Source organism: Planococcus sp. MSAK28401, from assembly GCF_018283455.1.
Classification (GTDB): domain Bacteria; phylum Bacillota; class Bacilli; order Bacillales_A; family Planococcaceae; genus Planococcus; species Planococcus alpniumensis.
Genome location: NZ_JAAMTH010000001.1, coordinates 2544120 through 2558201 on the forward strand (window position 1 = coordinate 2544120; position 14082 = coordinate 2558201).

Annotated in this window: 10 protein-coding genes; all 10 read right to left on the reverse strand. The window is 40.1% G+C overall.

All coding sequences use genetic code 11. From position 1 onward, the window contains the following. Positions 1 to 442 precede the first annotated feature (442 nt). Positions 443 to 880: a hypothetical protein gene (locus G3255_RS12925; protein ID WP_211654841.1), complete on the reverse strand. Its 438-nt coding sequence runs from the start codon at positions 878 to 880 to the stop codon at positions 443 to 445. Positions 881 to 993: 113 nt separating this feature from the next. Then, a complete protein-coding gene (locus G3255_RS12930) occupies positions 994 to 2553 on the reverse strand; it encodes an AAA family ATPase (protein WP_211654842.1) in 1560 nt (519 codons plus the stop codon). Continuing rightward, positions 2550 to 3110, reverse strand: coding sequence for a hypothetical protein (locus G3255_RS12935; protein ID WP_211654843.1), 561 nt, complete (start codon positions 3108 to 3110; stop codon positions 2550 to 2552). The genes G3255_RS12930 and G3255_RS12935 overlap by 4 nt, the downstream gene beginning before the upstream one ends. Then, positions 3107 to 3298, reverse strand: coding sequence for a hypothetical protein (locus G3255_RS12940; protein ID WP_211654844.1), 192 nt, complete (start codon positions 3296 to 3298; stop codon positions 3107 to 3109). Before G3255_RS12940 ends, G3255_RS12935 begins: the two co-directional genes overlap by 4 nt. 12 nt (positions 3299 to 3310) lie before the next feature. Next, positions 3311 to 5008 carry a hypothetical protein gene (locus G3255_RS12945; RefSeq protein WP_211654845.1) on the reverse strand — a complete coding sequence of 566 codons (1698 nt, stop codon included), beginning with the start codon at positions 5006 to 5008 and terminating at the stop codon, positions 3311 to 3313. 4 nt (positions 5009 to 5012) lie between these two features. Next, positions 5013 to 5495 carry a hypothetical protein gene (locus tag G3255_RS12950; RefSeq protein ID WP_211654846.1) on the reverse strand — a complete coding sequence of 161 codons (483 nt, stop codon included), beginning with the start codon at positions 5493 to 5495 and terminating at the stop codon, positions 5013 to 5015. Positions 5496 to 5919: 424 nt separating this feature from the next. Then, entirely contained in the window at positions 5920 to 8835 is a 2916-nt protein-coding gene (locus G3255_RS12955; protein ID WP_211654847.1) for an Ig-like domain-containing protein, read from the reverse strand. 132 nt (positions 8836 to 8967) lie between these two features. Further along, the gene (locus G3255_RS12960; RefSeq protein ID WP_211654848.1) at positions 8968 to 10692 is read right to left on the reverse strand and encodes an outer membrane protein assembly factor BamB family protein; all 1725 of its coding nucleotides are present in this window, start codon (positions 10690 to 10692) and stop codon (positions 8968 to 8970) included. 620 nt (positions 10693 to 11312) lie between these two features. Next, positions 11313 to 12287: a UDP-glucose 4-epimerase GalE gene (gene galE / locus G3255_RS12965; protein ID WP_211654849.1), complete on the reverse strand. Its 975-nt coding sequence runs from the start codon at positions 12285 to 12287 to the stop codon at positions 11313 to 11315. Between the two features lie 558 nt (positions 12288 to 12845). Beyond that, positions 12846 to 14075 carry a flippase gene (locus G3255_RS12970; protein WP_211654850.1) on the reverse strand — a complete coding sequence of 410 codons (1230 nt, stop codon included), beginning with the start codon at positions 14073 to 14075 and terminating at the stop codon, positions 12846 to 12848. Positions 14076 to 14082: the final 7 nt, after the last annotated feature.

Genomic DNA, 14082 nt, shown 5'->3' on the forward strand with positions numbered 1-14082 from the left:
AAAATTAGGTACAATTGCAGGAATTCAAAAGGTACACGTTTTTTAATATAGACAGTACCTTTTTACTATTATAATAGAATCTACCTGTAAGTAAAGGCAATATCAGTAAAAAATTAGATAGTACTACATGTTCTCTAAATTTATGTTCCGCTGACTAAATGCTCAATAATTTGGTCGATTATTTTCAGGCTATATCACACTTTTTAGAAGGGATGTACATGCTCAACTACAAAGAGGCAAGCTTATAGAAGAACATAGCAGTTCTAAGCTTGCCTGAATCGGTCCTCCTTAATATTCATTACATCACTACAAGTCTGCAATCCTAGAAAAACAGACTCGTTTGGATTCTTGAGTCGACTCTACAAATTTTTATACTCAGCCAACGACTCAAGGTCAAAGACTTACTTGATATCTAAACCTTAGATGATCTTGCTTTAGTTTTTTACTTTATATCAGTTATGTACCATAAACGATCTTTCTTCTTTAAATAAAAAACTAGATGTTCTTCTTCACTAACTCCTTCATATTCAGTTTTCACTTTTGCATACACTATTGCTTCTGTCCGTAATAAATCTGATTCACTGGGTTGCACATCAATGTACATTCGAGAACCGGTATATCCTAGTAACTCTTCTGATAAGGGCATAAAATTAATTAAAAGGTCTACCACATCAACTCCTAAAAGAGCACTACTTATTGCTCCTGTAAAATTAAATGTGTTTTTGATTTGATCTACCTCTGGATGGTGAATCATACTTATCATTTTCTTTATATCTTGCCTATTATAAGCTTCTGAAAATTCCTGTACGCGGTCTTCTGGTTTTTCAAAGTATCCCATGTATGAGAGAAATACTCCGGCACAAATAAGAATGATTAGCAATTGCCCTAATCTCCTCATAAATTCACCTCGATTTTTATTATTTTTGATATGAAGACATAGTGGTAAAAGATATAAAAAAAACAGGCAGCGAATAAAGCTGCCTGTCCGTTATATCAGACCAGCACCGTCCGGCCACTTCTTTTCTTCGATTGTTTTGGATCGATCCCGGCATGATCATGCTGTCTACCCGCGGGTACCGCCCGTTCTTTGCCCCAAGCCCGTATGCTCTCAATTTGTTCCGGGCTTGTTTGCGAGAGTGGCACGACGTTTTGGAAATAGTCGATAAACGTTTGTTCGTCGATGGAATCGTCTCCTTTGACTACTGCCTGTTTAACCACTTCCCTGACTGCGGCTTCCAAATCCGATCCCGCAAAACCGTCCGAGATAAACACCAGGCGTTGGATTAGCTCATCCGACAAATCCATTTTCAACCCTTTTTCGACATAAATACGGATGATTTGTTCCCGCTCTTCCGGCGTTGGCAAGTCTACAAAGAACAATTCGTCAAAACGGCCCCGCCGTAATAATTCAGGAGGCAATTGAGAGACATCGTTCGCGGTTGCAACGATAAAGACACGTGCCAAGCTTTCCTGTAGCCAGTATAAAAATTGGCCGACAAGACGTGTAGAAGTCCCTCCGTCCCCGCCGCCTGTCGCTCCTGCCAATCCTTTTTCTATTTCATCGATCCACAGTACACAAGGTGCAACGTGATCTGCCGTGGATAATGCTTCTTTCAGCCTCGACTCACTTTGTCCTAGATACTGGCCATGGATCGTCGATAAGTCTAAACGATAAAGCGGTAAATTCCAGCTTGAAGCAATGGCTTTTGCAGAGAGTGATTTTCCACAGCCTGGCACTCCTACCAACAAAATGCCTCTTGGCGGCCGGATGCCCCGTTCCCGTAAATCAGCGGTTAGGAGCTTTTCATTCGCTTCCAGCCACTTCTTCATGCCTTCTAAACCGCCTATTGCATAATCCGCTTTTACCGGCACACGTTCAATGCCTGAAATATCAGAAAAAATACGATCTTTGGCATGCATTAATTCTTTCAAATCCCCATGAGTGATTGAACCGTTAGCGAGAAGTGTGGCAATAACGTTTTCTGCCTCAATTTGGCTGATTCCTGCCAGAATCGCTGCAGCTTGTTTTTCTTCCTCGTCCCCCCACTCAATGAGCATTTCTCCACGGTAACCGGTAATTTGATCCCGGATAATTTCGAGCATTTCATCTTCGTTCGGTGGATTTAAGGCAATCGACATACCTGAACGTTGCAGCGGAGCCCATACCGGTTTATTAGTGATGACGATAATGCTCCCCCCTGTCTCAATTGCCATCATGGCGAGATCTTGGAATTGCCGGGCGATAGGGGTGTCATCTTCCAAGTCCTGGACTTCCGTATAAATAAAAGTCAAATTCTGTTGTTGGCTTATTTTTTGATTGGCAAAATCTAAACCTCCCATCACTGACCGGTCTTCATTTACCAATCGATTGGTGTGGATGTCCCGGGTTCCTTGAGAAATCGTATGGCTGAAAACCGGCAAAGCCATTTTTTCTGCAATCTCGGCTGCGATTTCAAGCGCTCGTTTATGTTCGGAAGTCCGGATGGTAATAAAGGGGATTCGCGCTTTTAAATATCTTTCCAGTGTGGCATAACAACTCGCAGCATCGTTCATTTCCAGATCACCCTTCTCTTTTTAGTAGAATTCCGCACAGAAGTTTCTTGTCCTGCAGTTTCTGGCGTATGCCCCATCTTGCTCAAAGGAACTGTGACTTGTCTTTCTGTATCAAAACCAGTGATGGGGTTATTTTTTATTAACAGCCGCAAGTGTCCAGTACGGTCTGTCTTCGCGCTGTCGGTCAAGGAATTCTGTGCACTTTCCGCAAATTCTCTCACCACTTGTTCAAGAGCTCTTTGTACTTCATTGGGAAAAGCAGGCAATTTAGCAAACCTTAGGCAAAAAGATAATCGCTTGCGTAGAGTTAAAATGGACCCGACCATCAGCGTCTCCTCGTTACCGCTGCGATTTAATGCTAATTGAAATTGATTTGATGCGCTTTTCAGCTTAAGGTCCATCACATCGTAAATTTTTTGGACAAACCGTTCTGCTACCCCAGGTGTCCACTCGATACTTCCCTGTTCCATTGCCGCTATCGTCTCTTCATCTATTTGTTCCGACTTCATTGACTCTAGAAAGTCTAACCATTCCGTATAAGTTGCAGGCGGCTTCATAGTTTTGTTCGCTTCCGTCTAACAAGGTTTGCCGGGGGTTTTAAATCCCACTCAGGAAACTGTGTAGCAAGTGCATCATTAACAGTTTCCTGTCCCACGATTTTCAGTAACGGTTCGGCAGTTTCAGGTTGTATCACCTTCGATTTATTGCGATTGACTACTCCTGTAGCTTGATCATTGACTGTCATCTTTTTCACCCCTTAGCTTATAATCGCACGGCCATTGTCATGGCTTGAGAATGCATATTGTTCCGGATTGATCGAATCCAAGAGTTCAGAAACAGTAGGCGCATGAGCATCTTCCGCTGCATACTCCTGGCGCCAATCGGCCACTTCAGCTAGCGAAGCGCGCAATATGCCTTTACAGTTCTCGAAATATGCTTGGAAATCTTCTGCAATTTTTTCTTTTTTCTTTTGGATTCCTTTATATCCCATATAAATATAACCACCGCAAACCAATGCAATGAGAAATAGAAACGGCATATTAAATCCCCCATAAACGAGTACAGCAGCTAGGCCCATCGCGATATAATGATTTTTTTCGAATTTCATTTTCGAAAGATGTTCATTTTTTCTTTTTTCAATATGGGCAGAGAGCGAATTGACCAATTCGGTTTCATTCCCACCGTCCTGAGTGACTCCTTGCCATCCTTCGATTTGAAGCGTAATATCCATCGGTACGAGAGAACGCACTTTAGCGGTAATATCGTCATGGGCGTTTTTAATCCAGTCTTTTGACCAGGCAATCGAGAATTTTTGGGTAGCCAGTGAAGCGTTGGAGGTTTCTGGATGCATCGCGAAATTCGTCAGCAATTGCGTAAAAGACACGCGTTCTTCCAATGATTTTTCGTTATTAAAAAGGTTTCGCGCCTGCTGCTCATCTCCATTTTGTTGAATGATCAATGACAATAACCGTTCTTCTTTACGCAAGGGCAGTTCTTCTTCGTCAAATTTAGTGACTAACTTGTCCAGCATCTCATCGACCGCAAAAGCCACAGTTTTAGAAGGCGTAACCTCCTGGTTGAAAATATCTGCAAAATAGTCATGAATGATTCGATGGAGTTGCGCGCCTTGCATACTGCCGCTCATCTGCCCCCAAGTCGAGCTGTACTTTTGTAAATATGGATAATCATCCGACGGTAAATCTTGCATTTTCGATATCAACGCTTCTTCCCACTGAGCATTTTGCTCTTCGACAAAGCCTTCCTTTTCAGCCAATTCCGAAACCCAGGCCTCTACTTGATGAGCACATTTCACGCGTGCATCCGGTCCAAATACTCCATTGGTGAAACCGTCAATCATAATGACAATTTCCCGTTCAAGTTCTTCGGGGTTCTGTAATCCGAAATAATGACTGACCCATTGGCTGCTCGCTTGATAACGTGCCCCTCTTCTAGTGACTAGAGCGAAAAATAAAGCCGTTTTTTCATTATCACGGCGCATCGCTTCCTTCATGGCTTTATCAGCTAGTTCTTTGTTGTCATTCAACCAAGCCGCTAAAGCGATCAAAGCAGGAGCTAGCCAATAACGAGGAGATGCAAGCATATGCTCTTCAGTAGAATTCTCGATTTTTTCTTTCTTTACAAGCCCTACATCCACAGCCTGTAAAATACCGCTCACTCGCCGTCTTACTTCGCCATAATGCCCAAACTCCGATTCCAATTCCTGCCGAACTTTTACAATTCGGGTTTCGGCTAACTGAAGGTTTTTGCCTAGCAAATCACGCTGGACATAATCCTGGAATTCTTGGATCAACTGATTCAAATTGTTATGCACTTCATATAAATCCATATTGACAGCGTCCACTTGGCTAGTTAAGTGTCCAATATTCTGATCTAAAGAATTTAAACTGTTTTCTATATAATTTAAATCCGCATGTGAAATTATTTGTTCTGTCATATTATCACCCCTTAATGACAGCTACAGTGCCATTTGCAGAAACAGCCCGCAGCTCATCAGTATAAACTTCCACAAACTCATATCCCGGATGTTGCGCTAAGCTTCTTGCCCGCTCTAAAGATCCAGGCAAGGACGCCCCTTTTTGAAAATGCTCCACGACGTCCAAATTCAGATCGAGCGTATGTACCACATACGGATTTCCTAAAAAACATTTGGCTACAATCCCCTCCAATAATTGACTAGGGCTTAGTTCTGGAAATTCATTTTGAATGGTTTGCTTCAATTCATCAATTTTCGTTTGACTAGAAGCGACACCCCCAGCATCGAGTTTTGTCATAGCGCTGATAAAAGCTTCAGATCGCTTCTGTCTCAAGCGTTTATCAAGCGCAACTCCTGTCAATTGCTGTGTCCACGTGACCGTTTTTTCTACTGATAAGCTGTGTGGAGCCTTTGGTTTTACGTTCGGATGAATAATCGACCTTTTCATCTTTCTCCCCCCTGTTTGTATAAATTTTAAATACATCCGTACTTCTTCTTGCACTTAACTAAACTACCAGTGAAATTTTTCCGCTAGTTACCACCGCCAGAATTATTTTTATTTTCCAACAATATAACATATAAGTGGTTAATTGTGATTAAAAAAATAATTTTTATAGGATTTAATATTCATCAGTAATGCGAATAACCAGGTACGTGTGCTCATCGATTCATAGTTTATGAAGCCAAATAAAAAAACCGCTAAGTTATACACTTAACGGTTTTGCGTTATTAAGAAACCCTTGGGACCAAGATTCCTCCAAACATAACCCCTCTCCAATCCAAGGTTTTTGCTGCATACAGCAGTGGAGTAGTATTTCTTTCTTTGTCTCATTTTAATCCGTTACTCTTTTACGACAGCGTTCTTTCTTCCATCAATTCTTCAAAGATTCATCCAAATGTTTTTTAACGCTATCTGACACAGCGCCAGTCCCGCCAAAGATTGAGAAGCCGTCGTAACTTGCCAATTGTTTGTTGGTCGCTTCCGGAATTTGCTGCGGGCGCACCAACAGGATTGGCGCATTATTCTTGGCAGCCAAGACAGACCCAGCTAAAGCATCCGGGAAGTTTGAGCCGGTTGCGATGTACGCTTTGTCAGTACCCAGCTTAAGTTTTGTCGCTACTTCATAGCCTGTCTCATAGCGGTCTTTTCCGCCAAAACGTGTAGGCTTCGGCAAGCTGTCAGAAACAGCCTTGCTGACAACACCAGTGCTGCCGATAACATAAGTAGAAGAGATGCCGTCTAATGCCGCTTTTGTTTCATCCGGCAGGCGATCTGTTCGCGTTAATAGGATCGGCACGCCATTTTTCGCTGCGTACGAAGAAACCGAAAGAACATCTGGGAAGTTCAAACCATTCGCAATGACTGCCTGATCAGAATCCATTTTCCCAGCAATCAAGGCCGCTGTTTCAAAACGAGTCTTGCCGCCAAGACGCTCAGTAACGAGCCCCATTTTCTTCAGTTCCGTTTCCGCTTCCGCTGAAACTGCGCCCTTGCTGCCAAGGATGATGACCTTTTTGGCCCCGAGGCGTTCGATTTCTTCTTTTGTTTCAACATTCAATGCTTTGGTACGTGTCAAAAGAATCGGAGCGTTTTCCTGGTACGCAAGCGGCCCGCCCGCTAATGCATCCGGGAAATCGCCAGCTGTTGCCAAGATGACTGTATTCGCGGTTTTCCATCCTTCTTTTGAAATAGCGATTGCAGTTGTATAACGGTCTGTTCCAGAAATACGGCCTGCCAGTGCCGGCAAGGATTTTTCGACCAACACTTTCGTTTCAGCACTGCGGTTGCCTGAACTATCAATTGCCACTACCGTCAAAACAGTGCCGGCGATTTGCGGTTCAATAGCCAAGGAGAACGCTCCCTCTATAGAGGCTTTCCCTCTAATAAGTTCTCTTGTTCCCACTTTAACTAAGACGTCACTGCCAGCTTCCGCTGTACCGCTGATTGTCGAGCTTCTTTCAGTCATTTTATCAACGACAGGCGCAACTGGTGCAGTTCCATCTTTTACAGTAATATTTGCAGAGTCACTAACATTTCCTGCTTTATCTGTTGCTGTGATGGATAGTTTCGTTCCCGCTCTTTGTTTTTCAATGATGACTGCAAAATTGCCATCGGCTGTTGTTTTTACCATGCCGATTTCTTTAGCTCCAGCTTTCACATTTACAGTAGTTCCACCTTCTGCCTTCCCAGCTACTTTGATAGATTGATCTGTCACTTCTTCAACTGTAGGGATTGCTGGAGCAGTGACGTCAAAAACTGTGATCATTGCCGCTTCACTTACATTTTTAGCTGCATCGGTGGCATTAATGGACAGCTTGGTTTCTGCTTTTTGTTTAGCAATTGAAACCGTGAAGGTTCCATCCGCTTTCGTTGGCCCCGTTCCGATTACTGTTGAGCCTGCTTTTACTTGAATTGTAGAGCCAACTTCAGCCTTCCCTCTCACTGATTCGGATTGATTTGTAACTGGGTCTACAGTTGGGACTACAGGTGCTGTAGCATCCATCACTGAAATACTAGTGGATTCACTTGTGTTGCCCGCAACATCTGTGGCTGTGATTGATAGTTTTGTTCCTGCTTTTTGCCTTTCTATTTCCACTACGAATTTTCCAACAACATCAGTTGTGGCCTTTCCAAGACTTTTTGCACCTGCTTGGACATTTATCGTTGAGCCTGCTTCTGCAGTCCCGGTCACTTTCGTGGAAGCATCTGTTACTTTATCTATCCTTGGGCTGCTTGGCGGTACAGTATCTATTGGCGTCGTATCAGTTACAGTCACTTTTACTGTTTGAGAGGACCCAGCATCAAATTTAAAGACAAGCTTAAATTCACCTAGGGGTTTTTTATTCAAATACTCCTCTTTTAATTCAACAGTATCATTTATTAACAAATAGTCTTTGCCTTCTACTAATTGCGTTTCATCATCGGCTATTGACAACAATTTATTTCCATTCAAGGAAAGCGTGAAATTCACTTTTGCTCGTTTAAACCAATCAAAAGTTACGTTAGCCGGCGAAACTATTGAGTTCTGAAACAATCTGCCAATCTCAAATTGCCGATCTGCATTTAGTACAATTTCGTATGCTTCTTTTTTCGAAAATAAAGAAGTGCCTACCTCCAATACATATTTACCAGGTGATAATGTATTCAGAAATTCCTTCATATTTTTATTTGAACTTTTATTGTATTGAATGGTCTGATTGATACTAGAACCTTCTACGGAATAGACCATCTCTCCATTTGAATCTTTGAGCATCCAATTGATATCCGGTAAATTGGTTGGTGATGTCTCTAATGAAATGGCATTCGGTAAAGTTAAATTAGAGGAACCATTTTGATGGGGGTTGAAATACATTTCCTTAATTTTTAAAACTGTCTGTGTTTTAAATGACCATTCTTTTTTAAGCGAATCTTCTTTTCCTTTTGTATCTATTTTTTTCGCTTTTACGGAAACGTGATAGGTACTTTCTGGTTTCAATTTTTCTTTTGGAATAATAAAAATATTTTTTCGTGAATTAGAAGGATCGTTTCTATTGTCAATCAAATAAAACTCTACATCCCGCTTGTCGCTATCCCATAAGTGAACTTCTTCAGCTAGTAATTTAGCCGTTTCCTGGTCATGGACACTTAAGCTAATTGGGAATCCAGAATAGGTTCTTCTTTTATTAAAAAGGGATAATGGACTTGGTGATTCGTCATCAAACCAAACAGGAGAAACATCAGTTTGTCCATCGTATGGATAAGCCACTGCAGTTCCGTTATCAAAGCTCCCCTTAGTAGCATAATTCAATACACTGACCCCCAAGTGATTATAGCCGATCCCAATGTCCTGATAATTGGGATCTACGATGCTCATTCTATGGTAGGGTGCATTCAGTAAACCTTCTGCCGCTCCTTTGGCCATAGTTAGTCGGGCAATTCCTTAATCAACCGAGCCTACATACCCGAAATAATTCGCCCGTTCTGTTGGACCATAACCTGTAAAACCCAGCCCATCAGCTTCCTGATCATGGGCACCTAAGAAACCATCTCCGTTCAACAGTTTATAATTGCTATGGGATTGAGCTGCTTTTCTAAGTTTTTCATCATGACGAAACTCCACTAAGCCTAGGTTTCTTCTCATTTCGTTCAAATAATTTAAAGCTTCAGCAGTTTGACCATCCAGCGATGCTTGCTCTTTTCCATAAAAAGGATCGCTGCTATCAACAAGCATGCCCTTCACCGTCACTATAACTGTTTTTTCAAAGCCTTTGTATTTCACTTTAACGCTTGCTACGCCTTCTTTCCCGGCCTTCAAGACGCCCTTATCGGAAATGGACACGACCGACGAGTCACTCGATTCCCAAGAGCTTAAACCCGTTACGTTTTCTCTCGACAGATTGTCAAAAACAGCTGCTGCTTTGAGAATTCCTTTTTCACCTTTCTTTAATGCCATTGCTTGGCTGGAAGGCAGAATTCCTTTCAGCACTTTCTCTTGTTTGTCTGGTGCACCTATAGCATAGAGTTTCCCTCGACTCGTGGAAACATAAATGGTACCGTCAGCATTGATCGCTGGAGTATTCCCTGCTACTCCTGCTAAGTCCATATGCCATTTTTTCGTACCTTTATCACTAACCGCATAAAGAATTCCATTCCCTTGGTCGCCAGCAGTGAAATATGCAACTCCATCTTTATCGATGACGGTTCTGCTTATTTGATTTGTATTGATAGCGTATTTGCTTGCAAACTTCCATTTTTCTGTACCATCGGAGTTTAAGGCCATCAACTGATTATCATAAGCAAAGTAAACCACACCGTCTTCATCTACTGATGGCACACTGTTTCCAACAGTATTAGGCAGTTCTTTTTTCCATTTCAACTTTCCTGCGGGATCAATAGCGTATATCGCTCCCCGAACAGTTACATAGATCGTTCCGTCATTCGCTACCACCGGAATGGAGTTGGAAACATCGTGTGCCAGCTTGTACGCCCACTTAAGCTTCCCGTTAGCATCGAGGGCTGTCAATTGTTCCTGCTGCCCGCTTCCTGCCAGAACATAAAGCATGCCATCATGCCCTAGCACTGGAGTCTTGTTATCACTGTAGTCCGTGTATGTCCATTTTTCTTTCAGATCCGCATCCAAGCCGTGAACTACGCCACTCCCTCCTAAATACGAAGTACCATCATTCCCGACTGCCAAACTGCCCCAGTAAGGAGTACCTAAATCCGAAACGGCTCTTTTCAATCCATCAAGTCTAAATTCATATGCATTCGTCGTTTTTATATACAAGTTTCCCGTGGAATTAAGCACAGGAAATAGATAATTTGCGTCTCCATTAAATGATAGTGGTTTTGACCATTCTTTTGTTCCATCTGAGTTGACAGAATATAATTGACGATCTCCTCCCCCACTAATTACATATACACTGCCCTCTGCCCCAACAATCGGGGAAGACATCTCTATCCCAGCTCCTGCCTCATCAGTTTCGAAAATCCATTTCACTCTAGCATCATTAGTGCCGATAAAAGACGATTCCCCGGTAGTATTCAATACCGTCGACTTTATAGCATTATTCTGATAGCCCAAACTACTTGCTTCTGTTGGAGTGGCCTGGATATTGAGTGTGCTGATAAATAACAATAATATAACACCAAGTTTCATTTTCATTTGGTTGCGGCCTCTTTCTGTCCCGTTAGTTTTTACTAGTCAATTGCTTAAGGCGAATTCTCTTTTTATAAAGAATTTGGCGACAGGATTCTGTCAACTGTACTTACAAGAATCCAATACACGTAAGGATTAAAATTAATGTTGTATCCTTACAGAGAATAAAATACTCCCTCATTTCAATTTGAAATTTCTATAAAAGTAATATAATTACTTTAAACTATTACTATTTAACCACTTAACATATTATTGGTCAACATAAAGTATTAGTTCAAACAATCCGGATATATAAAAAACCTAATTATTATTATTCATTTTTTATATCTTAAAATGTAAACTATTTAAGGAATAAGCAACTATGCGCGTAATGAAATCAACAAGTGCTAATAATAGAGCCACAACTTGCAGAGTAAAGAACTACAAATATATAAATCCATTCCATAGAAGCGCTTTCCCCAACTGTCATAAGGATAAAATTCCTGTCTTAATATCTGAATAATTGTATACAGTTAATAAAACTATAATTAATCAGAATAAAATAACTAATTTGATTTTCAATTATTCTTAATTTAGTATAATAAAAAGAGGCATCGATTCAATGAATCGATGCCTCTTACCTAAATCTAGTTAGTTTTTTTCGAATGCCATCTCCAAGCACTCTCAATAATCTCTTCCAAATCAAACTGAGGTTTCCAGCCAAGCTTTTTTTCAATCTTCTTAGAAGATGCCACTAGAGTTGCAGGATCCCCTGGCCGGCGATCAGCGTATTCGATGACAGCTGATCTTCCAGATACTTTTTCGCATACTTCAATGATTTCTTTCACGGAATAACCCGCGCCGTTCCCGAGATTAAATACCTCATTGGCTACTTCTTTGTTAACCAAACCTTCATAGGCCAAGATATGTGCATTAGCTAAGTCAGTGACATGGATATAGTCTCTTACACATGTACCGTCTGGCGTATCGTAATCTGTACCAAATACAGAAATTTGCTTGCGCTCACCGAGCAAATGCTGCAGAACAATGGGAATTAAATGCGTTTCAGGATCATGACTTTCTCCAATTTCTGCTGATTCATGGGCTCCAGCGGCATTAAAATAACGTAAAACTACATATTTTAAATCGCATGCATATGAAATATCAGACAAAATATCTTCAATCATCAATTTTGATTTGCCATAAGGATTAATTGGATTGGTAGCTGTATCTTCTGTAATCAGGTTTGTATCTGGAATACCATACGTAGCAGCAGTTGACGAGAAAATGAATTTATCCACTCCATATTCTACCATTTTATCTAAAAGAGTAATTGTAGCACTGACATTATTCTTATAGTACTTTATAGGATCTTGTACAGATTCACCAACCAAGCTATTTGCCGCAAAATGGAATACCGCGTCAATCTTGTATTTATTGAAGATGCGATCTAACACGACTGAATCTCCTAAATCACCTTTTTCAAAGTTAGCTTTATTGTTTAACAAAAAATCATGACCAGTAGTTAAATTATCTAAAATGACTACATCGTATTTACTTGTTAATTCTTTAACAGTGTGGCTACCGATATAACCTGCACCGCCGCATAGTAAAATTCCCATCTTATTCATCCTCTTTTATGTAATGTTAAATTTTAGTTTAAGCTAGTCAAATTTATCCCGCACATGTGACTTACAAATAGTCTCTAGAGAGTGCAGTAATCCGAAGACTCCCGCGTAATGTGATTCAATTTATCAGCGACCATGGATGCTATCAATTTATAGACATGGTAGAAAGCCGTGTCCTTCGACAGACTATGTGTCGTCCGACATTGAACCATCCAGGCTTGGATGTAAGCCGGTCGTTTTTTATGCTAAGACAATCTTTTCTCTTCCACAGCGCTTCTTATTTTACGGATATCGATTGAAAATCGAGCGCCGTTTTTTCAATTTCAACAAATGTATAACATTGTAACCCCCCCACCTAAAACGCTCCAGGTATAAAATGAGGCTACCACAAGCGTTTTTAGTGAAAGTAGGATTCAATCAATACCATTCATTCTTAGTGAGATGAAGGAAGTTATTAGTGGTCACTCCTCTGTTTTCTTAGGTTGAAAAACACATTATGAGTGTACCCCGAACATTTTTTAGTTGTCTAACTTAATTCTACAATCTGATATACTAAAAAAACTTATAAACTTTGAGTTTAAAAATATTACAAACCATAATATACCCGAGTATATTTACGACAATCATAGAGGTCATTGTGGCGAAAGCTGCACCGTTAACCCCGTAAAGTGGGATGAGAATATAATTCATCGAAATATTTAAAGTAAATGCAAATAAATTAGCATAAATATGGAACCTAGGCTTGCCGGTCATTGCTAGCATTAGCCATACACTTCCTACGGCTACATTTACAAACTGACCAATAGATCTCAATAGTAGCGCAGTTTTCGCTTCAACAAATTCTTGTCCAAATAATTGCAACACCATCGTACTTGTAAGGGTTAATATAACAATAAAGACTAGAGCTATTAATCCTAGTACGCGTGTAGATTTAATATACAAAATTCGCAACTCTTCTATTTTTTTCGAATGGTAGAGTTTAGAGATTTGAGGACCAAAAACTGTATCAAAGACTACTAATATCATAAACAAAAGATTAGCTACTTGAATCGCTATCTGATAGATTCCTACATTTTTCATGTTTGTCATATTTCCCAACATGATTATATCTATTTTATCCATTGCAACTCCCATTACTGCAGCAAGTACTAATGAGGCAGAATACAATAAATATTTTTTGTCGAATTCGATTTTTTTGAAATATGTTTTGTTTTGCACAAAATATAATACATTTGATAAGATAAAGGAAACGTATACCCCGATTACTATTCCAATGAAGCTTTTTCCGAAAATGTAATACAAAAAAATTATCAGGATAATTCTTACCAAAACTGAAACAAAGCCGTTTATGAAAAAATATTTTTTTATATTTCCACTAGCTCTATAGATTCCGAAGAATATTTGTTCCATCGAGACTAACCAAATCAACGGTAACATAATACGGACAAAGTCGTCAGTAATAAAAAAAAGAGAAACGATTACTAATACTAAAGAAATTGAAGCATTAAGAACAAAACTTAAACTTATAAACTTTTGTTTAGTTTTAGGTATATAGTATACTAAACTGTTATCAAACCCTGCTTTAGCGAAAATCATCAGTAGTGTTACTATTGAAAATGCATATGTATACTGACCGAACAGTTCTGCCCCATATAGTCTTGTACAAACTAAAGAAAAAACCATTGTGAAAATAACAAAAGAAGCTTTTCCGAAGAAGGATTCAATCAGCTTGGATCTGAAATCTCCACTATTTACTCTATTTTTTTCAAATATTCTTTTCAATTTATTA

Bases quoted from the DNA above. Each gene is read 5' to 3' on its own strand.
- G3255_RS12940 (WP_211654844.1), bottom strand. From the start codon at position 3,298: ATGACAGTCAATGATCAAGCTACAGGAGTAGTCAATCGCAATAAATCG.
- G3255_RS12935 (WP_211654843.1), bottom strand. From the start codon at position 3,110: ATGAAGCCGCCTGCAACTTATACGGAATGGTTAGACTTTCTAGAGTCA.
- G3255_RS12945 (WP_211654845.1), bottom strand. From the start codon at position 5,008: ATGACAGAACAAATAATTTCACATGCGGATTTAAATTATATAGAAAAC.
- G3255_RS12960 (WP_211654848.1), bottom strand. From the start codon at position 10,692: ATGAAAATGAAACTTGGTGTTATATTATTGTTATTTATCAGCACACTC.
- G3255_RS12930 (WP_211654842.1), bottom strand. From the start codon at position 2,553: ATGAACGATGCTGCGAGTTGTTATGCCACACTGGAAAGATATTTAAAA.
- galE (WP_211654849.1), bottom strand. From the start codon at position 12,287: ATGGGAATTTTACTATGCGGCGGTGCAGGTTATATCGGTAGCCACACT.
- G3255_RS12950 (WP_211654846.1), bottom strand. From the start codon at position 5,495: ATGAAAAGGTCGATTATTCATCCGAACGTAAAACCAAAGGCTCCACAC.